The sequence below is a fragment of the Burkholderia perseverans genome, assembly GCF_022870505.1.
Classification (GTDB): Bacteria; Pseudomonadota; Gammaproteobacteria; order Burkholderiales; family Burkholderiaceae; genus Burkholderia; species Burkholderia plantarii.
In genome coordinates this window covers 686,085-712,194 of the sequence record NZ_CP045093.1, presented here as the reverse complement: position 1 = coordinate 712,194, position 26,110 = coordinate 686,085, and the positions used below count along the sequence as shown (strand labels likewise).

Annotated in this window: 23 protein-coding genes; 11 read left to right on the top strand and 12 right to left on the bottom strand. The window is 69.8% G+C overall.

Annotated elements, in window-relative coordinates; all coding sequences use genetic code 11:
• Positions 1 to 142: 142 nt before the first annotated feature.
• Positions 143 to 1,258, bottom strand: a complete 1,116-nt coding sequence (locus tag BpN12_RS02955; protein ID WP_246793805.1) for a branched-chain amino acid ABC transporter substrate-binding protein — start codon at positions 1,256 to 1,258, stop codon at positions 143 to 145.
• A gap of 181 nt (positions 1,259 to 1,439) precedes the next feature.
• The gene (locus BpN12_RS02950; RefSeq protein ID WP_246793804.1) at positions 1,440 to 2,477 is read right to left on the bottom strand and encodes a proline racemase family protein; all 1,038 of its coding nucleotides are present in this window, start codon (positions 2,475 to 2,477) and stop codon (positions 1,440 to 1,442) included.
• Positions 2,478 to 2,679: 202 nt separating this feature from the next.
• On the opposite strand from BpN12_RS02950, the gene BpN12_RS02945 reads away from it, so the two are divergent.
• Complete coding sequence (locus BpN12_RS02945) at positions 2,680 to 3,387, top strand: GntR family transcriptional regulator (protein WP_246793802.1); 708 nt, start codon at positions 2,680 to 2,682, stop codon at positions 3,385 to 3,387.
• Positions 3,388 to 3,663: 276 nt separating this feature from the next.
• Here the strand turns inward: BpN12_RS02945 and BpN12_RS02940 are convergent, their stop codons facing one another.
• Entirely contained in the window at positions 3,664 to 3,954 is a 291-nt protein-coding gene (locus BpN12_RS02940) for a hypothetical protein (protein ID WP_246793800.1), read from the bottom strand.
• 28 nt (positions 3,955 to 3,982) lie between these two features.
• Here BpN12_RS02940 and BpN12_RS02935 point away from each other — a divergent pair, with 28 nt between their 5' ends.
• A complete protein-coding gene (locus BpN12_RS02935; protein ID WP_246793798.1) occupies positions 3,983 to 4,384 on the top strand; it encodes a hypothetical protein in 402 nt (133 codons plus the stop codon).
• Between the two features lie 403 nt (positions 4,385 to 4,787).
• On the opposite strand, the gene BpN12_RS02930 is transcribed toward BpN12_RS02935, so the two are convergent.
• The 6 genes from BpN12_RS02930 to BpN12_RS02905 all read right to left on the bottom strand — a co-directional run bounded on the left by BpN12_RS02930 (position 4,788) and on the right by BpN12_RS02905 (position 12,861).
• On the bottom strand, positions 4,788 to 5,477 hold the full coding sequence (locus tag BpN12_RS02930) for a hypothetical protein (protein WP_246793796.1): 690 nt from the start codon (positions 5,475 to 5,477) through the stop codon (positions 4,788 to 4,790).
• A 406-nt stretch (positions 5,478 to 5,883) separates the two neighbouring features.
• Positions 5,884 to 7,641 (bottom strand): gamma-glutamyltransferase, encoded by a 1,758-nt coding sequence (gene ggt, locus BpN12_RS02925; RefSeq protein WP_246793794.1) that lies wholly within the window; start codon positions 7,639 to 7,641, stop codon positions 5,884 to 5,886.
• 217 nt (positions 7,642 to 7,858) lie between these two features.
• Positions 7,859 to 8,458 carry a TetR/AcrR family transcriptional regulator gene (locus BpN12_RS02920; RefSeq protein WP_246793793.1) on the bottom strand — a complete coding sequence of 200 codons (600 nt, stop codon included), beginning with the start codon at positions 8,456 to 8,458 and terminating at the stop codon, positions 7,859 to 7,861.
• 121 nt (positions 8,459 to 8,579) lie between these two features.
• Complete coding sequence (locus BpN12_RS02915; RefSeq protein WP_246793791.1) at positions 8,580 to 10,118, bottom strand: efflux transporter outer membrane subunit; 1,539 nt, start codon at positions 10,116 to 10,118, stop codon at positions 8,580 to 8,582.
• A 14-nt stretch (positions 10,119 to 10,132) separates the two neighbouring features.
• Positions 10,133 to 11,704, bottom strand: a complete 1,572-nt coding sequence (locus BpN12_RS02910) for a DHA2 family efflux MFS transporter permease subunit (RefSeq protein WP_246793789.1) — start codon at positions 11,702 to 11,704, stop codon at positions 10,133 to 10,135.
• Positions 11,701 to 12,861: an HlyD family secretion protein gene (locus BpN12_RS02905; protein WP_246793787.1), complete on the bottom strand. Its 1,161-nt coding sequence runs from the start codon at positions 12,859 to 12,861 to the stop codon at positions 11,701 to 11,703. The genes BpN12_RS02910 and BpN12_RS02905 overlap by 4 nt, the downstream gene beginning before the upstream one ends.
• A gap of 233 nt (positions 12,862 to 13,094) precedes the next feature.
• Here BpN12_RS02905 and BpN12_RS02900 point away from each other — a divergent pair, with 233 nt between their 5' ends.
• Positions 13,095 to 13,409, top strand: coding sequence for a hypothetical protein (locus tag BpN12_RS02900; protein WP_280529125.1), 315 nt, complete (start codon positions 13,095 to 13,097; stop codon positions 13,407 to 13,409).
• A 25-nt stretch (positions 13,410 to 13,434) separates the two neighbouring features.
• Here BpN12_RS02900 and BpN12_RS02895 read toward each other — a convergent pair whose 3' ends face one another.
• Complete coding sequence (locus tag BpN12_RS02895; protein ID WP_342346197.1) at positions 13,435 to 13,986, bottom strand: methylated-DNA--[protein]-cysteine S-methyltransferase; 552 nt, start codon at positions 13,984 to 13,986, stop codon at positions 13,435 to 13,437.
• Between the two features lie 198 nt (positions 13,987 to 14,184).
• On the opposite strand from BpN12_RS02895, the gene BpN12_RS02890 reads away from it, so the two are divergent.
• Entirely contained in the window at positions 14,185 to 14,358 is a 174-nt protein-coding gene (locus BpN12_RS02890) for a hypothetical protein (protein ID WP_246793785.1), read from the top strand.
• Between the two features lie 34 nt (positions 14,359 to 14,392).
• On the opposite strand, the gene BpN12_RS02885 is transcribed toward BpN12_RS02890, so the two are convergent.
• Positions 14,393 to 15,007, bottom strand: coding sequence for a TetR/AcrR family transcriptional regulator (locus BpN12_RS02885; protein WP_246793783.1), 615 nt, complete (start codon positions 15,005 to 15,007; stop codon positions 14,393 to 14,395).
• 391 nt (positions 15,008 to 15,398) lie between these two features.
• Between BpN12_RS02885 and BpN12_RS02880 the strand changes: the two genes are divergently transcribed.
• The 6 genes from BpN12_RS02880 to BpN12_RS02855 all read left to right on the top strand — a co-directional run bounded on the left by BpN12_RS02880 (position 15,399) and on the right by BpN12_RS02855 (position 23,884).
• A complete protein-coding gene (locus BpN12_RS02880) occupies positions 15,399 to 16,532 on the top strand; it encodes an efflux RND transporter periplasmic adaptor subunit (protein WP_246793782.1) in 1,134 nt (377 codons plus the stop codon).
• Complete coding sequence (locus BpN12_RS02875; protein ID WP_246793780.1) at positions 16,529 to 19,711, top strand: efflux RND transporter permease subunit; 3,183 nt, start codon at positions 16,529 to 16,531, stop codon at positions 19,709 to 19,711. Before BpN12_RS02880 ends, BpN12_RS02875 begins: the two co-directional genes overlap by 4 nt.
• Positions 19,708 to 21,204 (top strand): efflux transporter outer membrane subunit, encoded by a 1,497-nt coding sequence (locus BpN12_RS02870; protein ID WP_246793779.1) that lies wholly within the window; start codon positions 19,708 to 19,710, stop codon positions 21,202 to 21,204. Before BpN12_RS02875 ends, BpN12_RS02870 begins: the two co-directional genes overlap by 4 nt.
• A gap of 141 nt (positions 21,205 to 21,345) precedes the next feature.
• Positions 21,346 to 22,155, top strand: coding sequence for an isocitrate lyase/PEP mutase family protein (locus BpN12_RS02865; protein WP_246793778.1), 810 nt, complete (start codon positions 21,346 to 21,348; stop codon positions 22,153 to 22,155).
• Positions 22,156 to 22,286: 131 nt separating this feature from the next.
• On the top strand, positions 22,287 to 23,165 hold the full coding sequence (locus BpN12_RS02860) for an aldo/keto reductase (RefSeq protein ID WP_246793777.1): 879 nt from the start codon (positions 22,287 to 22,289) through the stop codon (positions 23,163 to 23,165).
• Positions 23,166 to 23,302: 137 nt separating this feature from the next.
• Positions 23,303 to 23,884 carry a TetR/AcrR family transcriptional regulator gene (locus BpN12_RS02855; RefSeq protein ID WP_246793776.1) on the top strand — a complete coding sequence of 194 codons (582 nt, stop codon included), beginning with the start codon at positions 23,303 to 23,305 and terminating at the stop codon, positions 23,882 to 23,884.
• A 105-nt stretch (positions 23,885 to 23,989) separates the two neighbouring features.
• Here BpN12_RS02855 and BpN12_RS02850 read toward each other — a convergent pair whose 3' ends face one another.
• Positions 23,990 to 24,790, bottom strand: coding sequence for an SDR family NAD(P)-dependent oxidoreductase (locus BpN12_RS02850; RefSeq protein WP_246793775.1), 801 nt, complete (start codon positions 24,788 to 24,790; stop codon positions 23,990 to 23,992).
• Between the two features lie 111 nt (positions 24,791 to 24,901).
• Between BpN12_RS02850 and BpN12_RS02845 the strand changes: the two genes are divergently transcribed.
• Positions 24,902 to 25,903: a GlxA family transcriptional regulator gene (locus tag BpN12_RS02845; RefSeq protein WP_246794608.1), complete on the top strand. Its 1,002-nt coding sequence runs from the start codon at positions 24,902 to 24,904 to the stop codon at positions 25,901 to 25,903.
• The last annotated feature ends 207 nt before the right edge of the window (positions 25,904 to 26,110 follow it).

Sequence of the window (26,110 nt, the reverse complement as noted above, 5' to 3'; positions counted from 1 at the left end):
GCAGCACCCAGGTTCCGCGGCGCGACGGATTCGCGGCCGCCGCGGCGCGGGACGGACCGACCGGAGCAGGCATGTCGTCCATGTCGGGCATGTCATTCATTTCGTCCGGGCGACGCCGCGCGTCGCCCGGATGACGTGCCGCCTAGTACGGCGTCAACGCGTTCTTGCGGAACGTGTAGACAGTCGTCGGCGCGCCCTTCAGGTTGCCGTTCGCGTCGAACGCATAGTGCCCGGCGATGCCGTCGTAGCTGATCCCGGCCAGATAGGCGCGGATCTTGGCGCGATCGGTGGTGGTGCCGGTGGCCTGCATCGCCTTCGCCACCATCATCACGCCGTCGTAGAAGTTCGCCGCGTAGACCAGCATGTCGACGTGATAGGCCGCCTGGTAGCGCTGGATGAACGCGCGGCCCGCCGCGGTCTTGTCGAGCGCCGAGCCGCCCTGCGCGCAGAACGCGTCGGCCGAGGCGTCGCCGGCCAGCTGCGGCAGTTCTGCCGAGCACATGCCGTCGCCGCCGAGCAGCTTGGCCGTAATCGCGGCCGAGTGCATCTGCTTGAGCATCGGGCCGGCCTGCGCCGAGTAGCCGCCGTAGAAGATCGCGTCAGGCGCCTTGGCCTTCAGGTTGGTCAGGATCGCGCGGAAATCGACCGCGTTCGAACTCGTGTACTCGCGCCCCACCACGCTCAGGCCGATCCGCTGCGCCTCGTTCAGGAATTCCTGCGCGATGCCCTGGCCGTAGGCGGTGCGATCGTCGATCACGGCCACCTTCTTCGCCTTCAGCACGTCGTGCGCGAAATCGGCCATCGAGCCGCCGAGCTGCGCGTCGCTCGCGCCGATCCGGAAGATCGTGTCGTAGCCCTGCGCCGTCAGCGCCGGGTTCGAGGCCACCGGCAGCACCGCCACGCCGGCGCTCTGGAAGATCCGCGCGGCCGGGATCGCGACGCCGGAATTGTTCGGCCCGAGGATCGCGAGCGCCGGGCTGTCGGCCAGCTTCTGCGCGATCTGCACGCCGACCTTCGGATCGCCCTGGTCGTCCTCCGAATCGAGCGCGAGCTTCACGGTCTGGCCGTTCACGGTCAGGCCGTGCTGGTTGATGTCGGCGATCGCGAGCTTCGCGCCGTTCTCGTTGTCCTTGCCGCTGCCGGCCTGCGGCCCCGTGAGCGGGCCGGAAAGTCCGAGAGTCACGGTCGTATCGGCCATTGCGAATGCCGACACCGCGCAAAGACTGCACGCGGCCACTAGCTTGGTCAGATGGTTCATGTGGTGTCCTACGGGTTGGTTCAACGACGGAAGATCGGAACGGCGGCGGCGCAGGGCGGCCCGGCCTGCCGACGCGCGGCGGGGCGGGGCGGGACGGCGGCACGCTGCGCCGGATGGCCGGATGGTGCGGAGCGACGGCCGCGCCGCGGCCGCGAGGCGACCACGGTGCGCCCGCTCGCGACTACTTGCGCGACTTGATCAGCTTGTCGTCGACCGCCTCCTGCCAGGTGTCGGACAGCGTGAAGCCGGTCTGGAAGCGATCGGTCGGATCGACGCCGACCTGCGAGATCGCGCTGATCCAGGCCTGCCCGGCCACCACCGGCACCACGGCGGGAACCTCGCCGAGCGTGGTGGTCGAGGCGATCCGGCTCTCGAACAGCGAGCCGATGATCGACTCGTGGACGAAGGTCTCGCCCACGCCGATCAGCCCCTTGGCATGCATCACGGCGAGCCGCGCTGAGGTGCCGGTGCCGCACGGCGAGCGATCGCAGCGGCCCGGCGAGACGATCACGGTGTTGCGCGAGGTCAGCACGCCGTTCTCGCGGCGCAGCGGCATCACGAACTCGGTCTGCGTGATGCCCTTGATCAGTTTGTTGAGCGGGTGCGGCGACGGCAGCTGCTCGGCCGCCGCGGCCTTGATCACCTGGCCCAGCTCGCAGAGTTCGCGCGCCTCGTCGGGCGTGATGCCGAAGCCGAGCGCCTCGGCGTCGACGATCACGTAGGTCATGCCGCCGTAGCCGACGTCCACCTTCAGCGTGCCCACCCCCGCCACCTCGATCATGCGGTCGAGATGATTGGCGAACGCGGGCTGGTTGGTGAACTCGACGCGCGTGACCTTGCCGTTCGCACATTCGCAGCGGATCGCGATCAGCCCGGCGGGCGACTCCAGCAGCAGGTTGGTGACCGGCTCGGCCATCGGCAGGATGCCGGTCTCGAGCAGCACGGTGGCCACGCACATGGTGTTGGAGCCCGACATCGCCGGATATTCGGTCGACTCGGCGATCACGTAGCCCATCTGCGCGCGCGGGTCGGTGGGCGGCAGGATGAAGTTCACGCTCTGGTTGGCCGAGCCGCGCGGCTCGAAGATCGCGATCCGGCGCAGCTCGTCGGCCTGCTCCTCCAGGTACATCATCTTCTCGAACATGCTGGCGCCGGGCACGTCGAACACGCCGCCCGTCACCACATTGCCCACCTCGCCCTCGGCGTGGCAGTTCACCACCGTAAATGTCCTGCTCCAGCGCATGGCCGCGTACCTCGTCGAATGAAGGGAAGGAACCGGCCGCCGCGGGCCGGTTCACGACATCGAATTATCCAGAAGATTGAACACTGTCGATTGTATCCAATATGCTGTACGCGTTTTTTGGTGTCAAGCACGAATGCGTCTGGCATGATCACGTCTGGATTCAGTCGATACGAACACGATGCAAGACCTGACCGACCCGCCCGGGTCCCACCCCGTCCGCTCGCCGTCCGGCAAGCTGGTGCGCGCCACCACCGTCGATCTCGCGCTGGAGGCGATTCGCGGCAAGATCCTGCGCGGCGAACTGGCGCCCGGCGCGCCGCTGCGCCAGGAGGCGCTGGCCGATGAACTCGGCGTGAGCCGCGTGCCGGTGCGCGAGGCGATCACGCGCCTGCAGGGCGAGGGCTTCGTCACGATCATTCCGCACAAGGGCGCCTACGTCTGCGCGATCTCGGCCGACGAGGTGCGCGAGACCTTCGAGATCCGCCTGCGGCTCGAGCCGTGGATCTACGGCCGCGCGATGCCGGCCTCCACCGAGGCCACGTTCGCGGCGGCGGCCGAGATCGTCGAGCAGATGGAGACGGCGGCCGAAACCAGCTGGGGCCAGCTGAACTGGCGCTTCCACGAAACGCTCTACGCGCCGTCGGGGCTCGATCTCGCGATCGAGACGCTGCGCCGGCTCAACGATCGCAACGAGCGCTACTTCCGCTTCCAGGTGGTGAACGTGCCGATTCGCGAGCACACGCGGCGCGAGCACCTGGAGATGATCGAGCTGAGCCGCGCGCGCGACGTCCGGCGCGGCGCCGCGCTGCTGCGCGAACACCTGCAGCACGCGATGCGCGACATCGTCGAGGTCGCGGAGAAATTGCTGGCGCAGCGGGAGGGGTGAGGCGGCCGAGCCGCGCGGCACGATGGCGAACGCGACGGGCGATAGCGGTGGCGCGCCGCGAAGCGTCGAGACGCGTGCGGATACCCATCGCCGAGACGCGCCACCGGCGTGGCAGGCGCGCAGCGCGAGAGCTCGCGCCATGGGCCGCGCGGAAGGCCGCGATGCGCGATTCAACGAGGCGGCCGAGCGGCCGCCCGCTTCAAGCCGGCTTCAGACCCGGCTCACTCGCCCCGATGCGCCTGACGGCGGGCGAATTGACGGCCGAGCGTCCTGCGCCTACGCGAAAGTGTTGACGTTGGCGCCCACGCTACCCGAGCTGCTCGACTTGGTCATCATCTGGTTGAGGGCGCTGATCGCCTCCACCAGCGCCCCTACCAGCGTCTCGATTATCTGCAGCGCCGCCGCGCGCTCCTCGTCGGTCGCTGCCCGCGACAGTTGCTTCTCGGCCTGCGCCAGTTGCTGCTCCAGCCGCTTGATGGTCTGTTCGAGCAGGTCCATCGCGCTGGGGCTCGAGTTTTGCCCCGACACGCTGCCGCCCGTCACGCTCGAGATAATCGATGCGCCCATCGCGGCCAAGGTGTCGGCACCGCTCGACGTGGACGACGACGCACCGCCCGAGTCGGCGCCGCCCGCCGTGCTCGCGCCCGACGTCGTGCCGGCAGCCGCGCTCGTCGCATCAGCGCTGGCCGCCGAATTCGCCACGGTCGAGGCACTCGACGCCGGCGATGCCTGCGATGCCCCGGTGGGGGTCTGGGAAGATGCCTGCGCGGTGCCTGTCCAGCCCGAGGCATCGGGCGCAGCGCGCTGCTGCCTGCCGCGATTGGCGCGGCCGGCGCCCGATGACGTCTCGTCCGGCGCGGAACTCGGCGCGCCGGCGGCTGGCGAAATGTTCATGCGATGTCTCCTGACGGTAGGCGAAGCGGCGAGCAGGAACGAGACGCAACGGTCGGGACATGCCCGCAACCGGTGCCGGGGTGTCGTGGTGGCCGGCGAATGAGTGCGCGCCGGCATGCCGATGCTTCGCGCGTTCGCGCCGGTCGTGGGCCGCATCTGCGCGCAAGCCATCCCGACCACCACCCTGCCCGATGCATTAACGGCAAGTTGTAAGGAAAATTGAGCCGTCCTGTCAGGCGCGATCGCATACCGCGCAAGGAGGCGACGCCGGGTTGCCGCCGGCGTCGGCGATCGGGCCGCACGCGCCGCCCCCCCCCTCGGGCAGTGTCGCGGATGCCGCAATGCGGCGCTGGCGCGCCGCCGTGGCTGGCCCCGGACGCGGGCCACCGGGCCGGGCACGCGCCTCGTGCTTCAACGCCTGCTTCAGGGCAACCGGGCGGCCGCCCCTCATCACTGATCGATCGGTGCGGCGGTGCCGGCGTCGATGCGATCCGCGCGTTCGCGACTCAGGCGTAGGTGTCGACGTTGGTGCCCACGCTGCCGGCGCCGCTCTGCTGGTTCGCCTGATTGAGTTCGCTGATGGCCTCCTGCAGCGAGCTGTTCAGCGCCTGCACCATCTGCGTGGCGGTCTGGCGCTGCGCATCGGTTTGCGCGCGCGCCAGTTGCTGCTCCGCCTGACTCAGTTGCTGCTCCAGACGCTTGATGGTCTGCTCGAGCAGATCGGCCGTGCTGGAGCTGGAGCTTTGCCCCGATGCACCGCCACCACCGCCACCGCCGCTCTTGCCGGCCCCCGCTGCGCCCGACGCGCTGGTGGTGGGCGACGTGCCGGAGGTGCTGGAGCTGCCCGATGCACTCGCCGCCGAGCTGCTGCTCGAAGCCGTGGCAGCGCTCGAAGCCGTGGCGCTGCCCGAGGCACTGGCAGCACCGGTCGCGCTCGCACTCCCCGCCGCGGCTGTCGCGCTTGCCGCGCCCGCCGCCTTCGAGGCGCCCGATGTGGCCGATACGCTCGACGCCGCGTTCGCCTGCGTGGCACCCGCGGCCTGCGACGCCTGAGCGGCGCCCGCCGCGGCCGAGGCGTCGGTCGTGGTGGAGCGCGAGTCCGAGCCTTGCTGCCTGTCGCGGTTGTTGCGTCCGGTCCCGGACGACGTCACGTCCAGCGCGGGGTTCGAAGCGCCGGATGCTGGCGAAATGTTCATGCGAATTCTCCTGACTGTTGAACGAGACGGCGACGGCGCGCGTGCCCCGGCCAGCGCGGCAATGCGCGATGCGCGAGCATCCGGCGTCACCTCGGGCCGGGCGTCGCGCCATCGTGACGCCGACCGGCACCGATCCGCCCCCCCGAAAAGCAACGGCCAATAGCCATGCCAAACGTATTAACGGCAGCGCCTGAGGAAAATTGAGCAAAAATCAGAAAATGGGCCGGTGGGTACGGCGGCAGGCCCGCCCCCGTGCCGCCCCCGCACGACGAGGCGGCAAGGCCGCCATCGGAATCCGACGATCGAAGCGCCGCCCATCATGCGCGCGGGCCGTGCGCATGATGGATCGACGCGGCCGCCCGGACCCGGCGCCGTTGCGGCACCGGCATGGTTCACGGCAAGCGGTTCAGTACCCCACCGCCGCGCCGGCCGGCCGACGCGGATCGTTCGCGCCGTAGATGAAGCCGGGCCGCACGATGTCCGACACCGACGAATCGTTGCCCGAACTCGCACGGCTCGCCACCTCGGTGCCGGGCAGTCCGACCAGCACCAGCTCGGCGGCGCCCCACGGCGTCTGCTCGACCATCCTGTAGCCCATCCCGTGCAGGATCGCGAGCGTGTCGGGCGACAGGCCGCGCGTTTCGTAATAGACCTCGTCGGGCAGCCACTGGTGATGGATGCGCGGCGCGTCCACGGCATCCTGCGGCGGCATCGCGTAGTCGATCACGTTCAGCGCGGTCTCGAGCGTGATCGTGATGATCCGCGAGCCGCCCGGCGAGCCGATCACCATGAACACCCTGCCGTCCTTCGTGACCACCGTCGGCGCCATCGACGAGAGCGGGCGCTTGCCCGGCGCGATCGCGTTGCGCGAGCCCTGCACGAGGCCGAACAGGTTCTGCGCGCCGACCTTGGTCGTGAAGTCGTCCATCTCGTCGTTGAGGAAGAAGCCGGTGCCCGGCGCGATCACCACGGCGCCGAAGCGGCCGTTCACCGTGTAGGTGGTGGACACCGCGTTGCCGTCGGCGTCGATGATCGAGTAATGCGTCGTCTCCGGCTTCTCGTGGACGCTGAAGCCCGGCACCACCTGCTTCGACGAGGCGGCCCGGTCGTCGCTGATGGTCTTGCGGATCTCGTCCGCGTAGGACTTGCTCATCAGCCGCTCGACCGGGTTGGCGACGAACGCCGGATCGCCGAGCAGCGTGTTGCGGTCGAGGTAGGCATGGCGCATCGCCTCGGTCATGTAGTGGACCGCCGCGGCCGAGTGATAGCCGAGCGCGCGCATGTCGTAGCCCTCGAGGATGTTCAGCGTCTCGCAGAGCGTGACGCCGCCCGAACTCGGCGGCGGCGCCGAAATGAACGTGTAGCCGCGATAGCTGCACTTGAGCGGCTCGGTGTCCTCGGCCCGGTAGGCCGCGAAATCGGCCGCCGTGATCACGCCGCCGCCGCGATTCGAGGCCGCTTCCACGGCCTGCGGAATCCGGCCGTGGTAGAACGCGTCGTCGCCGTGCCGCGCGATGCGCTCGAGCGTGGCGGCCAGATCCTTCTGCACCAGGCGGTCGCCGGGCTGCAGCGGCGTGCCGTCCTTGCGCAGGAACACGCGCGCCGCGTCGGGATCGTCGCGGAAGCGGTCGGTGGTGGTGTCGAGGATGTCGGTGTCGCCGCGCGTGAGGAGGTAGCCGTCGCGCGCGAGCCTGATCGCGGGCGCCATCACCTGGCGCAGCGTGAGCTTGCCGTACTTGCGCTCGGCCAGGTTCATGCCTGCCACCGTGCCCGGCACGCCGACGGCCAGATAGCCGTACAGGCTCGCGCCCTTGCGCAGGTTGCCGGCCTCGTCGAGATACATGTTCGCCGAGGCGCCGGCCGGCGCCTTCTCGCGGAAATCGATGAAGCGGTCGCGCCCGTCGGCCAGGTGCAGCGTCATGAACCCGCCGCCGCCGATGTTGCCGCAGCACGGGTTCGTGACGGCCTGCGCGTAGCCGACCGCCACCGCCGCGTCCACGGCGTTGCCGCCCTGCTTGAGGATCTGCACGCCGATCTCGGAGGCCAGATGCTGCGACGACACCACCATGCCGTGGCGCGCCTCCACCGCCGGTCCGGAGGCCGCGTGGGCGATCGGTTCAAGGCAGGCGGTCAATACGATTGCTGCGAGAAGGAAGCGCCTCATGTCGCGAACTCCTGGATGGGCGGTGGGAAGGAGATCCGCGGCGGCCGATGGCGCGCTTGAAGCGAGCCCGGATGAGGTCGGCACGCCAGCACGCCGCGACCCGGGCGATCGTAGCATGCATGGCCGCCGGCCGTAGGCACCCGCCGCGGCCGCCCATCAAGGCGATCCGATACCGCCGCACCGGGCTCGCGCGGGCCGGCTCGCGCGGCGGCGCCGCTCAGGCCACCGGCGAATCGGCGTCGAGATGAAGGCGCTTCAGCAGCGCCTGCCGCGAGGTTTCGAGGATCGACTCGCGCAGGTCGCCGTCGGCGAGCCGCGCGCTGATCAGCGCGCCGAACAGCTCCGAGCGCATCGAGCGCGCCAGCACGCCGGCATCCTCGCAGCCCATCCGCTCCAGCAGCCCGGCGATGCGCTGGTGCTGGCGCTCCATGCCGCGCACGAACGCCTCGCGCGCCTCCGCTTCGAGGCGCGGAATGTCCGAGCCGAGCGCGGCGATCGGGCAGCCGCCGTTGCGCGAGGTGCAGTGCGCGAGCGAGAGGTAGTAGTCGATATAGGCGGCCAGCGCCTCGCGCGGCGGCTTGCCCTCAATGCGCTTGTCGAAGCGCGCCACCACCTCGTCGAACATGTAGTCGATGCTGGCCGCGATCAGCGCGTTCTTCGACGCGAAATGCGCATAGAAGCCGCCGTGCGTGAGGCCGGCCTCGCCCATCACCGCCGCCACGCTGATTCCCTCCGGGCCTTGCTCGCGGATCGCCCGGGCGGCGGCGGCCAGCACGCGCCTGCGGCTCTCCTGTTTGTGCTCGGGGCTGTATCGCATCCGTTCACCTCGAAAAGTAAGCCAACAACATAACATGCAGCGCCGCCGGCCGACGCATCGCCCGGCGCGGGCCGGATATCACGTCACGCCCCGGCGCCGCCCGCGCCATGCAGGGCCGCGCTCACCGCGCCGCGCTCGCGAGAGCGGTGTCGTGCGGCCCGCCGTCGGGCGCCCAGCCGCCGCCGAGCGCGCGATAGGCGGCCACCGTCGCGCGCGCGCGATCGCCGCTCGCCAGCACCCACGCGCGGCGCGCCTCCAGCAGGCTGCGCCGGCGCCGCAACAGGTCGCCCTGCGCGGCGGTGCCCTGCGCGTAGCTGCGCTGCGCCGACTGCTCGGCGCGGCCGTCGGCGCCCACCACGGCGCGCCATTGCCGCGTGTTCTCGTCGGCCTCGGCGAGCGCGACGAGCGCGTTCTCGACGTCCTCGCTGGCGCGCAGGATCGCCTGCCGGTACTGCGCCAGCGCCTCGGCGCGCGCGCCCCTGGCCTGCGCGACCTCGGCGTCCACGCGGCCGAAGTCGAACAGCCGCCAGTGGATGCCCGCCAGCGCGGCCGGCTCGAACGCCTTCGCCGTGAACAGGCCGCCCGTGCTCATCCGGTCGAAGCCGAGCAGGCCCGACAGCGAGACATCCGGGTAATACTGCGCGAGCGCCGCGCCGATGCCGGCCGTGGACGCCGCCAGATGCCGCTCGGCCGCGATCACGTCGGGCCGGCGGCGCAGCAGGTCGGCCGGGCGGATCCCGGCCGGCACGCCGGGCGCCACCGTCATGTCGGGCGGCGTGTCGTCGATCGCGGCCGCGTTGGTGCCGGGCGCGTCGCCCATCAGCACGTCGAGCCGGTTGCGCTGCCGCGCCAGTTGCGTGCGCAACGACGGCAACAGCGCGCGGTCCCGGCCCAGTTGCGCATCGGCGTCGTCATGCTCGCGATCGAGCGCGACGCCGTGGCGGACCCGGTCGTCCACCACACGCAGCGCGGCCTCGTCGGTCTCGACCTGCTGGTTAAGCAGCACCAGCGCCGCCTGCGCGCTGCGCAGCTGGAAATACGCGTCGGCCGCCTCGGCGACGATCGACACGCGCGTGCCGAGCCGCGCCGCCTCGGCCGCGGCGGCCTCGTCGCGCAGGGCTTCGGCGCGCCGGTGCAGGCCGCCCGCGAGATCGAGTTCCCAGCTCGCGCCGGCATCGAGCTGCGCGACCGTGACGTTGCGCTGGTAGCCGGGGAACGCGCTCGCCACGCTGCCGAACGGGCTCACCAGCGACTGGTGCAGGCGCTCGACGCTGCCGTCGAGGCTGCCTTGCGGCAGCCATGCCGTATCGGCCTCGCCGGCCGCCGCGCGGGCCTGCGCGACGCGTGCCTGCGCGGCGGCGAGGTCGAGGTTCTGCGCCAGCACGCGCGCGACGATGCGCGAGAGCACCGGATCGTCGAAGCCGGTCCACCAGCGCGCGAGGTCGGTCGCGCCGTCGCCGGTGACGGCGCCGAGCGCGGCCTGCGCGTGATAGCGATCGGCCGTCGCCAGCTCGGGCCGCTGGTAGTCGGGGCCGACCATGCAGCCGGCGAGCGCGAGGCTCGCGAGCAGCGCCGGCGCAAGCCCGCGCGGCACGCGGGCCGCGCGGGTGGCGGGCGGGCGGCCGAGGCCAACACGAATGGGGCGAATGAAGCGGATCATCTGGGTAGTCCTGTTCAATGTCCTGCGTCGCTGCCCGGCCGTTGGGGCGGCGCGACCTTGCGCAACAGCGGCACCAGCACCACGGCGATCGCGAACGCGGCGCCGATCGCGAGAAACGCGTCCGCGTAGGCCATCGTCGATGCCTCGCGGAAGGCCAGCGCGCGCAGCTGCAGCAGCGTGGCCGTGCCGGCGTGGGCCAGGTCGCCGAACGCCTGTCCGAAGTTCGCCTGCGAGCCGGCGATCAGCGTCTGCACCGAGGCGTTGGCGCTCGTCAGCGTGCTGGCGATCCGCTCGAAATGAAAGTTGGTGCGGTTGTTGAGAATCGCCCCGCAGATCGCGATGCCCACCGCGCCGCCGAGGTTGCGCATCATGTTGAAGAGGCCGCTCGCGTATTTCACGCGCGCCATCGGCAGGCTGCCGAGCCCGAGCGTGACGGCGGGTGCCACCGCCAGCACCTGCGGAAAGCCGCGCACGATCTGCGGCCAGAACAGCTGGTCGCCGTCCCAGTCGCTCGTGATCTGCGCGAAGCTCAGCATCGACAACCCGAACAGCGCGAGCGCGGCCATCATGATCCAGCGCGTGTCGAAGCGGCGCGCGAGCATCATGTAGGCCGGCACGCCGAGGAAGCCGCCGAGCCCGGTGGCGCAGACCACCGTGCCGGTCTGCAGCGCCGAGAAGCCGCGCACGTAGCCGAGGAACAGCGGCAGCAGATAGATCGTGCTGAAGATGCCGATGCCGGTGATGAACGAGAGGATGCAGCCGACCGTGAAGTTGCGGTTGGCGAACGCGCGCAGATCGACCACCGGCCGCGCGAACGTGAGGCTGCGCCAGACGAACAGCACGCCCGCGATGCCCGAGATCCAGGCCGCGTGGCGGATGTCGGCGTCGTCGAACCAGTTCCAGCGCGAGCCTTCCTCGAGCACGTATTCGAGCAGGCCGAGGAACACCGCCAGCAGCGCGATGCCGGGATAGTCGGCGTCCTTGAGCAGCGCGAGGTCGGGCTCGTCGATGTCGACCATGGTCGCCACGCCGAGCGCGACCAGCAGGCCCGGCACCACGTTGATATAGAAGATCCAGCGCCACGACATCGTGTCGGTGATCCAGCCGCCGATCACCGGCCCGAGCGCGGGCGCCACCGACGCGATGGTGCCGATCACGGCGGCCGACATCTGCTGGCGCCGGCCCGTGAAATAGTGGAACGACGAGGTGAACACGGTGGGAATCATCGACGCGCCGATCATGCCCTGCAGCGCGCGGAACGCGATCATGCTGCCGATGCTCCAGGCCAGGCCGCAGAGCATGCTGGCCACCGTGAAGCCGAGCGCCGAGGCCACGAACAGCCAGCGCGTGGAGAACACGCGCGTGAGCCAGCCCGACAGCGGGATCGTGATGATCTCGGCGATCAGGTAGGCGGTCTGCAGCCAGCCGATCTGGTCCTGCCCGGCCGACAGCCCGCCGCCGATGTCCTGCAGCGAGGCCGCCACCACCTGGATGTCGAGCAGCGCCACGAACATGCCGACGCACATCACCGCGAACGGCAAGACCGGCGGATGGGCGGGTGCGGCGCCCTTCGCGGCCGCGTTCATTGCGCCGCCGCGCCGGTGCTCGCGCCGGTGCCGGTGCCGCTATCGGTACCGCTACCGGTGCCATTCCTCGCGCCGCCGGCCGAACGCGTATCGACCGTGGCGATCACCGACAGCCCGGCGCGCAGCGCGCCGACCGCCGACACCGCCGGGTCAAGCGCGATGCGTACCGGCACGCGCTGCACGATCTTCGTGAAGTTGCCGGTGGCGTTCTGCGCCGGGATCACGCTGAACACCGAGCCGGTGGCGGGCGCGAGGCTTTCCACGTGGCCGCGGATCGTCAGGCCGCTGTCGACGTCGGCCTCGATCTCGACGTCCTGCCCCTGGCGCATGTGGCGGATCTGGTCTTCCTTGAAGTTCGCGTCGATCCACAGGCCCCGGGCCGGCACCAGCGACATCAACTGCGTGCCGGCCGCGACGAACGTGCCCGGATGCGCGGAGCGGTTGCCGACGTAGCCGTCCACCGGCGCGTAGAGCGTGGTGTAGCCGGTGTCGAGCTTCGCGTTGCGCAGCGACGCCTCGGCCTGCTCGACGCGGGCGTTTGCCTCGTCCTTCTGCGCGTCGATCACCGCGAGCTGGCGCTGCTGCGCGACGACGGCGGCCTGCGAGGCGCGCACGCGGGCGCTGGCCTGGTCGAGCGTGGTCCGGGCGCGCTGCGAATCCTGCTGCGTGCCCGAATGCGATTCGGCGAGGTTCTCGTAGCGCTGCGCGTCGCGATCGGCGAACTGCTGCGCGGCGCGGTCGACGTCGGCCTGCGCCTGGGCCTGCGCGATCTGCGCTCCGATCAGCTCGTGCTGCGCGGCGAGCCGCACCAGCGCGGCCTTCGCGGCGTCCACCTCGGCCTGCGCCGCGTCGAACCGCGCCGTGAAATCGGCCGGATCGAGTTCGATGAGCGGCTGCCCGGCGTGGACGAGCGCGTTGTCCGCCGCCAGCACGCGCGCCACGTAGCCCGACACGCGCGGCGAGATCACCGTGACGTTGCCGCCCACGTAGGCGTCGTCGGTCGATTCGTAGAAGCGCCCGCTCAGCCACCAGTAAAGCCCGTAGCCCGCCGCGCCGAGTGCCACGATCGTCAGGATGACGAAAGGAATGAGGCGCCGCTTGCGAGGTGCGCCGCGCCCTGCCGCGGCCTCGTCGGCGGCGGCGTTGTTGTCTTGCATCGTTGACTCCTGTTGTCGGGGGTGCCTGCGGGCCGGGCGCGCCGCGCGGGCAGGCCCTGGCCGACGACGAGCGGCAGGCATGAACGAAACGCCATGCGCCGCCTTTGTATGACGACCATCATTCAACATGATATGACAGACATCATTCAATGAGCAAGCGTGACGCGAGCCCGCCGGGCCGGCGGCCCGCGCCTTCATTCGTCGGAACATAAGCCGCGCAGCACGAGCGGCGGATGCCGGCGCCGTCGCGCGCTCAGCGGTGCGTGCGCGGTGGCGGCAGGCCCGATTCGCGTGCGAGTTCGACGAACGCGCGGACAGACGCGTTCGACGATTTCCGGGATCCGAACCAGGTCGGCCTGGGCGTGTACGACGTCCACTCGTCGAGCATCCCGACCGGGCAGCAGATCGTCGGATTGGTGAAGAAGGCGGCCGAGCGCCTGTGGATCAACCCGGACTGCAGCCTGAAGACCCGCCAGTGGGCCGAGGTGATCCCGGGGCTGATCAACAAGGTGTCAGCGGCGAAGGCGCTGCGCAATCAGGTACGGTAAGGCGCCGTTTTTCATGCGCTTCGATTCACGAGCCCGACCACAAAGAACGCTGGCCCGCCGCCGGTTTCGCGGCGCCCCACGACGCGCCTTCCAGCGCGAGCAGCGTCTTCTTCGCGTCGATGCCGCCCGCGAAGCCCGTCAGGTCGCCCGACGCGCCGATGACGCGATGGCAGGGCGCGATGATCGAAATCGGATTGCGGCCGTTCGCGGCGCCGACGGCACGCACCGCGCGCGGGCTGCCGATCCGGCTCGCGATCTCGCTGTAAGTACGCGTCTCGCCGAACGGGATCTCGAGCAGCGCGCACCAGACCTTCTGCTGGAACGCCGTGCCACGAAAGCGGATCGGCACGTCGAAGCGGTTGCGCTGCCCGGCGAAATACTCGCCCAGCTGACGCGCCGCCTCCATCAGCACCGGCACATCCTCGCCGTCGTGCAGCGTGCCGAGCGGCACCCGGCCGTCGCGCTCCTTCTCCCAGAGAATCGCGACGAGTTCCGCCTCGCTCGCGACGAGCGTGAGCAGGCCGACCGGCGACGCAACGCGCTTGCCGAAAAACATCGCTGACGGGTTCTTTTCCATATCGAATCCGGCTCCGTTGATTCCTGTTAGCGATGGGTCACATGGAGTATAGAGCAGCCCCGCCGGGCGATGAAGGCTCGCCGTCCATTCTTATGATCCATTTTTAGATGATGCAATTCATCTTTATATGGGTGATGCTTTCGGTCGGGAACCGCACACGTCGTGCGGCCCCCAACCCACCACCGGAGCGCCATGAACATGAAGATCTGGAACATACGCGAAGGCAGCGCGCACGGCGCGCTGCTCGACGTCGTGACTTCGTCCGACGAGAAGACCGGTAAAGAGATCTGCGAGGCCTGGGTGCAATCCGCACAAGCCAGGTACATCGCGCACAAGCACGCGGTGGCCGTACTCGCACCGCATTTCGACTAGCCGGGGGACGCCCCCGCCCTTCACGCGAATCTCATCACGCCGCGTCCTCATCGACACTCGCCTCCGCATCCGCCCCGTGCCGCGCCGCGTGCGGCGGCCACGAACCGGCCAGATGCTGCTTCGTCTCGTCGAGGATGCGGCTCGCCAGCTTCGGATCATCGACGATGCGCGAGATCGTGACGGCGCCGAGGATCGTCGAGAACGCGAAGATCGCCGCTCCCTGGCTCGACATGCCCCGCGCGGCCATGCTGCCGATCAGCTCCAGATAGCCGCGCGTGGCCGCGCGCCGGGTGCCGAGGTCGGCGCGTGCGAGTTCGCTGCCCATCCCGATCAACGGACATTCGACAAGGCAGTCGCCACGGTTCGTGTCCCATAGATAGTTCTCGATGTGATCGACCACGGCCTGCCCGCCGCCCGCCTCGGGCGCGCCGATCGCGAGCAGCGTCGACTGCATGCCGGCCGCGCAGGCCTCGGCCACCAGGTGCTCCTTCGACGCGAAATGGCGATAGAAGCCGCCGTGCGTGAGGCCCGCGGCCGACATGATCTCCGCCACGCTGGTGGCCTGGATGCCGTTGCTCCTGAATGCCTGCGCGGCGGCCTGCACGATCCGCTTGCGCGTGAGCGCCGTCTCCGCTTTCGACTTCCTCATAGCCCTCCTCATCTGCGTTCCAGCGCCGGCCACGCCCGGCCGGCATGGTTCGCGCCACCCGCCACCGGCCGCTCGCGCGGCCCGGGACACGCAACCTCAAAATGGCGCCTTGACATTCTGGATTATACTCATTATCTTCGCATCGGGTAGTGAACATTGATCATCTAACTTAGTGCTGGGCGACGTCTCGACTACTCCGCCTCAGCCTGCTCACTTAACTGGATTCGTCATGAATGACCGTCTTGATCCGACCGGAATGGGAGTCGCCGCCCCCGTCAGCCCGGCCAGACCCCGCGTCACGCGGGGCGTCGGCAGAGCCGTCGCGCTTGCCGCCCTCGTCGTGGCCGCCGCGACCGTGTATTACGTGCATGGCTCGCGCTCCGCGGCTCCGGTGGCGCCGCCGCCCCCGCCGGTCGCGGTCAGCGTGCCGCTGCAGCGCGACATCGAGGGCCGGCTCGGCTTCCTCGGCCAGTTCTCGGCCGTGAACCGCGTCGAGCTGCGCGCCCAGGTGGGCGGCACGCTCACGCGAATCCTGTTCAAGGACGGCGACGTGGTCCACAAGGACGACCTGCTGTTCCAGATCGATCCCGAGCCTTACCAGATCAAGCTCAGCGAAGCGACGGCGCAGCTGGCCTCGGCACAGGCGCGGCTCACGCTGGCCAACCGCGAACTCGCACGGGCGCAGGAGCTGCAGCGCGCCGAGGCCGGCACGGCACAGAACGTCGACCAGCGCGTCGCCGAACAGCGCGCCGCCCAGGCCGCGCTCGACGATGCGAACGCGCAGGTTCGCGACGCGAAGTTCGATCTCGACCGCTGCGCGATCCGCGCGCCGTTCACGGGCCGCATGGGCACGCATCTCGTGTCGGTGGGCAACCTGATCTCGGGAAGCCGCGCCGCCAGCAGCCCGACCACGCTGCTGGCCACGATCGTCTCGCTCAATCCGATCTATCTCGACTTCGACATGAGCGAGAACGACTACGCGACCATCGAACTCGCGCGCCGCCAGCAGTCCGGCCCGCTGGCGAGCCGCGTCAGCCTCTCGCCGACCGGCGACGCCGGCTTCTCGCGGCAGGGCATCCTCAACTTCGTCGACAACACGCTCGACCGTTCGAGCGGCACGATCCACGCGCGCGCCACGATTCCGAACGACGATCTCGCACTGACGCCGGGCGGCTTCGCGCGCGTGCGGCTGGCGGTGTCCGCGCCGCGGCCGGCCCTGCTGCTGCCCGACGCGGCCGTGCTGGCCGACCAGACCGATCACGTCGTGTACGTGATCGACAAGGACGGCGTGGCCACGCCGCGGAAAGTGGAAGTGGGCGACCTGCGCGGCGGCCTGCGTGTGATCCAGGCCGGCCTCGCGCCGACCGACAAGGTGATCATCGACGGCATCCCGACCGTCCACCCCGGCGCGAAGGTCTCGCCGCACGACGGCGCGATCGTCTATGCGCCCGATTCGTCCGACTCGTCCACGTCGTCCGATTCCACCGGCGCGGCCGCGCAGGCCAACGGGAGCGCCCAATCATGAAACTGACGCATTTCTTCATCGAGCATCCGCGCTTCGCCGCGGTGCTGAACATCTTCGCCGTGCTGGTCGGCCTCGTGACGATGATCTCGTTGCCGGTCGCCCAATACCCGAACATCGTCCCCACCACGATCCAGATCGTCACGTCGTATCCGGGCGCCTCGGCCGACACCATCGCGCGCACCGTCGCCACGCCGATCGAGCAGTCGGTGAACGGCGTCGAGAACATGGACTACATCACGAGCCAGTCCACCGGCAACGGCCAGCTCACGATCACGGTGATCTTCAAGGTCGGCACCGATCCGAACGCCGCGCTGCTGCTCACGCGCAGCCGCGTGGAGGACACGCTCTCGCGCCTGCCGCAGGAAGTGCAGCTGCAGGGCGTGCAGGTCAAGAAGACCATCCAGGCGCTGCTGCTCGGCGTCCACGTCTATTCGCCGGACGGCTCGCGCAGCGCCGAGTACATGTCCAATTACATGATGCATATCCGCGATGAGGTCGCGCGGCTGCCCGGCGTATCCGAGTTCTGGATGCTCGGCGAGCGCCAGTACGCGATGCGCATCTGGATCGATCCGGACCGCGCCGCCTCGTATGGCATCAGCGCCAGCGAGATCCTGAACGCGCTGCGCGCGCAGAACGCGCAGGTGTCGGCCGGCGTGCTGAACCAGCCGCCCGTGTCGAGCAAGGGCGCCTACCAGATCAACGTCGAGGCGCTCGGCCGGCTCTCCACGCCCGCGCAGTTCGGCAACATCATCGTGAAGTCCGACCCGCAGGGCCGCGTCACGCGGATTCGCGACATCGGTCGCGTCGAACTCGGCTCGGTCGATTACGGCTCGAAGGCCTATGCGGACCGCGCCGTCTCGACGCCGTGGTGGGTGGTGGCCACGCCCGGCTCGAACGTGGTGCAGGTCGAGCAGTCGGTCTGGGCCAAGATGGCCGAGCTGAAGAAGCACTTCCCGCCCGGCATCGACTACATCCGGATCTACGACCCGACCACCTTCGTGAGCCAGTCGATCCACGAGGTGATCGAGACCATCGCGATCGCGGTGCTGCTGGTGGTGGGCGTGGTGTACCTGTTCCTGCAGAACTGGCGCGCGACGATCATCCCGGTGGTGGCGATTCCGATTTCGCTGGTCGGCACGTTCTCGATCCTCGCGCTGTTCGGCGCCTCGGTGAACAACCTCTCGCTGTTCGGGCTGGTGCTGGCGGTGGGGATCGTGGTGGACGACGCGATCGTGGTGGTGGAGAACGTCGAGCGCAACATGGCGCTCGGCATGTCGCCGCGCGAGGCGGCCCATCAGACCATGAACGAAGTCTCGACGGCGTTGATCGCGATCGCCCTGACGCTGTGCGCCGTGTTCGGCCCCGCCGCGCTGATGTCCGGCATCTCCGGGCTGTTCTTCAAGCAGTTCGCGATCACCATCGCGGCCTCGACGATCATCTCGTGCTTCGTGTCGCTGACGCTGAGCCCGGCCCTCTGCGCGGTGCTGCTCAAGCCGCACGCCCCGAAGGCGCACAACCCCGCGTCGCTGCCGGGACGCCTGCATCACGCCGTCTTCGGCCGCTTCAATACGCTTTTCAATTGGTTGTCCTCACGGTATGGCCACATCACCGGCCGCTTCGTGCGCAAGACCACGGTGATGCTGCTGGTCTACGCGGGGCTGATCGTGGCGACCGGCCTGCAGATGGCGCGGATGCCCTCCGGCTTCATTCCGGACCAGGACATCGGCTACCAGGCGGTGATCATCTTCCTGCCGCCGGGCTCGAGCCTCGAACGCACCGACAAGGTGGTGCGCGAAGTCAACGACATCGTGCTCGAAACGCCGGGCATCAAGGGCATCGGCCACACCTCGCCCGCCACCGGCTACGACGTGACCACCGGCACGGTCGCGCCGAACGTCGGCACGGTGTTCCTCGGCCTGCCCTCGCTGTACGGCAAGCACGTACCCGGCGTCAACGCCGCGACGATGCTGGTGACGCTGCGCAAGCGGCTGTCGGTGGTGAAGGACGGCGTGGTGGTGGTGGTCAACCCGCCGCCCGTGCAGGGGCTCGGCTCGGCCGGCGGCTTCAAGCTGATGCTCGAGGACCGTGCCGGCCTCGGCCCGCAGGCGCTCGCGAAGGCGGCCAACGCGCTGGTGGCCGCGGCCAACCAGGACAAGACGTTCGGCGGCGTGTTCACGCTCTACAACGCGGGCGCGCCCTCGGTGTTCGCCGACGTCGATCGCCTCAAGGCCGAAAAGCTCGGGCTCACCACCACCGACGTGTTCTCGACCATGGCGCTCTACCTCGGCTCGCAGTACGTGAACGACTTCAACTATCTGGGCCGCACCTACCAGGTGCGCGTGCAGGGCGACGAAGCGTTCCGCCGCACGCCCGAGGACATCGCGCGGCTGAAGGTGCGCAACGCGTCCGGCGAGATGGTGCCGATCGGCTCGGTCGCCACCTTCCACGACACCACCGAACCGTATCGCGTGCCGCGCTACAACCTCTATCCGGCGGCCGAGATCATGGGCGCGGCGGCACCGGACCAGTCGTCGGGCGATGCGATCAAGCGCATGGAGCAGCTCGCCGACCAGGTGCTGCCGAACGGCATCACCTACGAATGGACCGACCTCGCGCATCAGCAGAAGAACCAGACCACCTCGCCGCTGACGATCTTCGCGGCCTCGGCGCTGTTCGTGTTCCTCGTGCTCGCGGCCCAGTACGAGAGCTGGAAGACGCCGCTCGCGATCGTGTTGATCGTGCCGATGTGCCTGCTGGCGGCCGCGCTCGGCCTGAGCATGCGCGGCATGCCGATCGACATCCTCGCGCAGATCGGCTTCGTGGTGCTGGTGGGGCTGGCGGCCAAGAACGCGATCCTGATCGTGGAGTTCGCCAAGCAGCGGCAGGACGAGGACGGCGTGAGCGCCGAGCAGGCCGCCGTGCAGTCGGCGCAGGTGCGCCTGCGTCCGATCCTGATGACCTCGCTCGCCTTCATCGCCGGCGTGGCGCCGCTCGCGGTGGCCACCGGTGCCGGCTCGGAGATGCGCCAGTCGCTCGGCACCACGGTGTTCTTCGGCATGCTGGGGGTGACCGTGTTCGGTCTCGCCTTCACGCCGGCGTTCTATGCATTCGTGCGCAAGCTCGGCCTCAGGGACATGACGCCCCTGTCCCGGCAACTCGGCAGTGGAGAAGCCAAATGAAACTTTCGATCTCGAGAACCTCCCGCGCGATCGTCGGCGGCCTGATCGTGAGCGCGGCGCTGGCCGGCTGCGCGGTCGGCCCCGACTACGTCGCGCCGACCACCACCATGGTGCCGTTCCACAACACCGGCGCGGTCGCCGCGCGGCAGGCCGCGCTGCCGGCCCCGCAACTCGACAGCTGGTGGACCGGCTTCGACGATCCGATGCTGGTGAAAGTGGTGCGGCGCGCGCTCGACCAGAACCTCGACCTGCAGGCCGCGATCGCGCGCGTGAGCCAGGCACGCGCGGCGGCCCAGGCGGCCGGCGCGCAGCTGCTGCCGACCGCGAACGCCGGCGCGTCCTACACGGCCGAGCACCAGAGCACCACCAGCCCGCTCGGCGCGCTGGCCAGCGCGTTCCCGAACTACAGCCGCGACCAGAAGGAGTACGTGGTCGGCGCCACGGCCAGCTGGGAGATCGATCTCGCCGGCGGGCTGCGGCGCGCGCATGCCGCCGCGCGCGACGAGGAGCAGGCCGCGGAAGCCGCGCAGCTCGGCACCCGCGTCACCGTCGCCGCCGATGCCGCCGACGCCTATCTGCAGGTCCGCGGCCTGCAGGCAAGGCTCGCCGTCGCGCAGGACCAGATCGACACCGACGCGCATCTGCTCTCGCTGGTGCAGGCGCGCAAGCAGGCCGGCGCGGCCGACGAACGCGAGGTGGCGCAGGCCGAGGCGCTGCTGCGGCAGGCGCGGGCCAGCGTGCCCGCGCTGCGCGTCGGCCTGGAGGCGCAGCTGAACCGGCTCGACGTGCTGATGGGCGCGCAGCCCGGCACCTACGCGGCGGAGCTGGGCACCGATGCCGGCGTGATTCCGCGCGTGCCGGCGATCGGCACCGGCGACCAGCCGCTCGACGTGCTGCGCCGGCGCCCTGACATGATCGCCGCCGAGCGCCATCTGGCGGCGACCAGCGAGACGATCGGCGCCGCGATATCGGACTACTATCCGAAGATCTCGCTGTCCGGCGCGCTCGGTTTCGACAGCATCACGGGCAGCCACCTGTTCAGCGCGAAAACGTTCCAGCCGGTCGGCACGGGCGCGCTGCAATGGCGGCTGTTCGACTTCGGCAAGGTGGACGCCGAGGTCCGGCAGGCGCGCGGGGCGAACGCGGAAGCGCTCGCGCAGTACCGGGCGGCCGCGCTGAAGGCCACCGAGGACGTCGAGGATGCGTTCGTGACGCTCGCGCAGACGGAGCTGCGCGGCGGCGAACTCCGGCAGGAAGTCGCCGCGCTGACGCGGGCTCGCGATCTGTCGGAGAAGGCGTATCGGGCCGGCTCCATCACGCTGACCGACGTGCTCGACGCGGACCGCCAGCTGCTGGTGGCACGCGACGATCTCGACGCGACGCAGGCCGACGCGGCCCGCGCCGCGGTGCGTACCTTCCGCGCGCTGGGCGGCGGCTGGAACGCGCCGCGGCCGGCCGGCAAGACCGACCAGCAGGTGGCTTCAACGAAATGACCCGACCCGGGGCGTCGCATCGGCCGCCCGGCCCGCGACGCCCGTTCGCTGCCGGCCCGGCGAGTTCGGACCACGGGCCGGAATCCGAAGGGCGCCATCGCGCCCCGATGCTGCATCCACTTTTCGAAGACGAGACAAGCCATGTCAATCGCCAATGATTTCCGCAAGCTGCACGACAACACGACCCCGCTGCATCTGCCCAACGCGTGGGATGCCGGCAGCGCCCGGCTGGTCGAATCGCTGGGCGCGCGGGCTGTCGCCACCACCAGCGCCGGGTTTGCCTGGGCGCTCGGCTACCCGGACGGGCGCGTGCTGCCGTTCGACGAAGTCCGCGACGAGGTGCGCCGCATGGTGCGCGTGCTGAAGGTGCCGCTGTCGGTCGACATCGAGCACGGCTATGCCGACGATCCGGAGACGGTCGCCGACCAGGTGATGCAACTGGTCGATCTCGGCATTGCCGGCATCAATATCGAGGACGGCCGCGATCCGGCCTCGCTGCTCGCGGGCAAGATCGAGGCCATCCGCAATGCGCTGGCGAAGGCCGGCGCGGACCTGTTCGTCAACGCGCGCAGCGACGTGTTCCTGGCGAATCTGGTGGACCGCGAGCGGCAGGTGGACGAATCGATCGCGCGCGGCACGCTGTATGCGTCGGCCGGCGCGGACGGCCTGTTCCTGCCAGCGCTCAAGACGCTGCCCGAGATCGAACGCGTGACGGGCGCGATCGGGCTGCCGCTCAACGTGATGGCGCTGCCCGGCCTCGCCGACGGCGCGACGCTCGGCAAACACGGCGTGCGCCGGCTCAGCGCCGGCAGCGGCATCGCGCAGGTGCTGCTCGGCAAGGCGCAGGGGCTCGCCCGGGACTTCCTGCGCGACGGCCGTTCCGACGTACTCGACCAGGCCCTGCCATACTCCGAGATCCAGAATCTGTTCGTCGATCTCGCCGGCCAATGATGGATCGATGAATTGACCGGCCAATCGCTCGACACCATCGACCGACACCAGATTGCCTGAACACCGGCTGAAACCCGCCGGCCGCGCGCGGTCGGCTCCGCCCATGCAGCTTTGATTCGAGAGGAAACACGATGTCACGCTTTGCTTCCGCTTCCGCCGCGGGATCGTTCGCCATCGGCGGCGACGCCGTCGTCAACCGGCTCGGCTTCGGTGCCATGCGCATCACCGGGCGCGGCATCTGGGGGCCGCCCGACGATCACGACGCCGCGATCTCCACGCTCAAGCGCCTTCCCGACTTCGACATCAACTTCATCGACACCGCCGATTCCTACGGCCCCTACGACAGCGAATACCTGATCAAGGAAGCGCTCTACCCGTACCCGGGCATGCTGATCGCGACCAAGGGCGGCCTGACGCGGCACGGCCCCGACATCTGGGTGCCGCTCGGCCGGCCGGAATATCTGCGCCAGTGCGTGCTGACGAGCCTGCGGCGGCTCGGCATCGAGCGTTTCGATCTGTGGCAGCTGCACCGCGTCGATCCGAAGGTGCCGCGCGACGAGCAGTTCGACGCGATCGCCGCGATGCAGAAGGAAGGCCTGATCCGGCACGTCGGCCTGAGCGAGGTCGGCATCGACGACATCGAGGCCGCGCAACGGCACTTCAAGGTCGCGACCGTGCAGAACCAGTACAACCTGGTGGACCGCAAGAGCGAGGCCGTGCTCGACTTCTGCGAGCGGCACGAGATCGGCTTCATCCCGTGGCATCCGCTCGCGGCCGGCGAACTCGCGCGGCCGGGCGCGGTGGTGGACACGATCGCGCGCGAACACGGCGTGGCGACCGGCGCGATCGCGCTGGCCTGGCTGCTCAAGCGTTCGAAGGTGATGCTGCCGATCCCGGGCACCGGAAGCGTCGAGCATCTGGTCGAGAACGTGGCCGGCGCCGGCGTGCAACTGACCGACGCGCAGTTCGCCGAACTGGACCAGCAGGGCCGCAGCGCCGCGGCGCGCTGAAGGCGCGGCCCGGCCTCGCGCCGCCCTGCGGGGCGCCCGGTGCGGGGCCGGCTCGCCGAAGCGCGAACCCTGAAGCACGAATCGCGAATCTGGATTATCATTGCACTCCAGATAATCCGTTTCTCGGGAGAGACATCATGGGATATTCGCAGGCGGAGAAAGCCGAGTCGCATCAACGGATCGTGGACATCGCCGCGCGCCGCTTTCGCGAACTCGGGCTGGACGGCATCAGCGTGGCCGACGTGATGAAGGAAGCCGGCATGACGGTCGGCGGCTTCTACAAGCATTTCGCGACGCGCGACGACCTCGTCGCCGAAGCGATGGCCGCGGCGTGCGAGCAGATGAACGATTCCGTGCTGACGACGCAGCCGACGTTGAAGAAGAGCATCGAGGCCTACCTGTCGGAGTCGCATCGCGACGATCCGTCGACGGGCTGCCCGCTGACCGCGCTCGTCAACGACACGGCGCGCAGCACCGACAGCACGCGCCAGGCCTATACCGACCGCCTCGAAGCGAGCCTCGCGCTGCTGGCCGGCCAGTTGCCCGAAGGCACTCGCGACCAGCGCGCCAAGGCGCTGCTGATCTACAGCGCCTGTATCGGCGCGATGGGTCTGTCGCGCGCGGTGCCTGATGCCGCGCTGTCGAGCGAGATCCTCGACACCGTGGCGGCGGAGTTGATCGCACTGTTCCCGACGAAGAAGGAAAAAGCGGCCGCCTGATCGGGCGCCGCGCGTGCGACTCGGCGCTTACCCTTCACAGGCACACTACCAAGCGGGCGGATTCCTCACCGGGAATCCGCCCGTTTCGTTTCATATTGCCGGCGCTCAGCGCAGCGCGTAACGCGTGCCCGGCTGGCTCAGCGACAGTTGCGACACCAGCGCCGCGCGCGCGGCCTCGAACGCGTTCCAGCCGTCGAGCGTGGGCAGTGACGGCACGGTGGCGAATTCGCCCTGATCGAGCCCGGCCAGCGCCGCATCGACGAGATCGTCCACCGACATCACCATTTCCGCCGGGAGGCTGTCGACCGGCGTGCCCGCCACGTCCCAGAACTCGGTGCGCGTGACGCCGGGCAGCACCGCCTGGATCCGCACGCCCTTGTCGGCCAGCTCGTGCTTGAGCGACTGGCTCAGCGCGAGCACGAACGCCTTGGTCGCGCCGTACACGCCGTTCAGGAACTCCGGCGCCACCGCCACGCCGGACGAGATGTTGATGATGGTGCCCGCGCCGCGCGCCGCGAACGCGGGCGCCGCCGCATAGGTCAGCCGCGTCAGCGCGGTCACGTTCAGGTCGATCATTGCTTCCATCGCGTCGACGTCCGCCTGCAGCAGCGGCGCGGCACTGCCTACGCCCGCGTTGTTGACCAGCAGGCTGATGTCCGGCTCGCTGCGCAGCAGCGCTTCCACGCGGCGCAGGTCGGCCGCGTCGAGCAGATCGGCCGCCACGGTCCGCACCGCGCGGCCGGTGTCGTCGGCCAGCCGCTTCGCCAGTTGGTCCAGGCGGGCCTGGTTGCGTGCCACCAGCACGAGATCGTAGCCGCGGCGCGCCAGGCGGTCGGCATACACCGCCCCGATACCCGACGATGCGCCCGTGATCAGTGCCGTTCCCAGCTTCGCTGCGTGGTTCATCTTTCTCTCCGTAAGAGGCCGGCGTCATTGCCAGGCACTGGAGCGATATTAAGCGTGCACTCATACTCCACAAATGTCGCACTTCCGTCTTTTTAGGACATGAGGTCAATGATGCATCGCGTCGGTGTCGCGCTTTATCCCGGGTTCTCGTTCGTCAACCTCGGCGTCGTTTCGGTATTCGAGTTCGCCAACCTGAGCCTGGCGGAGCGCCGCTACGAGGTGCAGCTGCTGTCGGAGACGGGCGGGCTGGTCGCCTCGTCGGCGGGCGTCGAGGTCAATACCGCCGCGTTCGACGACAGCGTGCTCGACACGGTGATCGCCGTGGGCGACAACGACGCGGCCGCGCCGGCGCCGGCGCTGGTCGCGTTCCTGAAGCAGGCCGCCACGCGGTCGCGGCGCATCTGCGCGACCTGCACCGGCGCGTTCTACCTCGCCCAGGCCGGACTGGTCCACGGCAAGCGCGTGACCACTCACTGGTTCCATGCCGCGCGGCTGCGCAAGGAGTACCCGGCGGTGCGCGTCGAGGAAGACAGCATCTTCGTCAACGACGGCGCCATCTGGACTTCCGCCGGCGCCACCGCCTGCATCGATCTCGCGCTGGCCTTCGTCGAGCAGGATGCCGGCGCCGACATGGCGCGGCTGGTGGCGAAGAAGCTGGTGGTCTACCATCGCCGCGCGGGCGGCCAGACCCAGCATTCGGCGCTGCTCGACCTCCTGCCACGCTCGGACCGGATCCAGAAGGCGCTCGCCTACGCGCGCCAGCATCTGCACACCGGCCTGTCGGTCGAGGCGCTCGCAAGCGCCGCGAACCTGAGCCCGCGCCAGTTCAGCCGCGCGTTCCATGAGGAGACCGGCAGCACGCCGGCCAAGGCGATCGAGCAGATCCGGACCGAAACCGCCCGCCTGATGCTCGAATCGGGCCGCCATTCGATTGAGACCATCGCGCGCGACGTCGGCTTCGGCGATCCGGACCGGATGCGGCGCGCGTTCCTGCGTGCCTACGGGCAGCCGCCGCAGGTGATTCGCCGGGCCACGCGCTCGGCGCCGGTTTTGTCTCGCGGCCGGCAATCGCCCGAGGTCGCGGTGGAGCTGGCGGAAAGCGCGGCGGGTTAGCCGGGCATCGCGCTCTTCCGCTTTCGCACGGGCGCCTTTCACGCACGGCGCCGCGTGCGAGCGGCCGGCGGCCGGTGATTCACTCGCCGCAGCACGCGGCCCGGCCAGCGCTGCCTGACCTCGCGCCACCATCGGCGTGATGTTTCCCTCCCCGCTCCCTCCCTTCTCGCCTTTCCCACGGCCCCGACCGGCCGCCCGCCTCGCGCC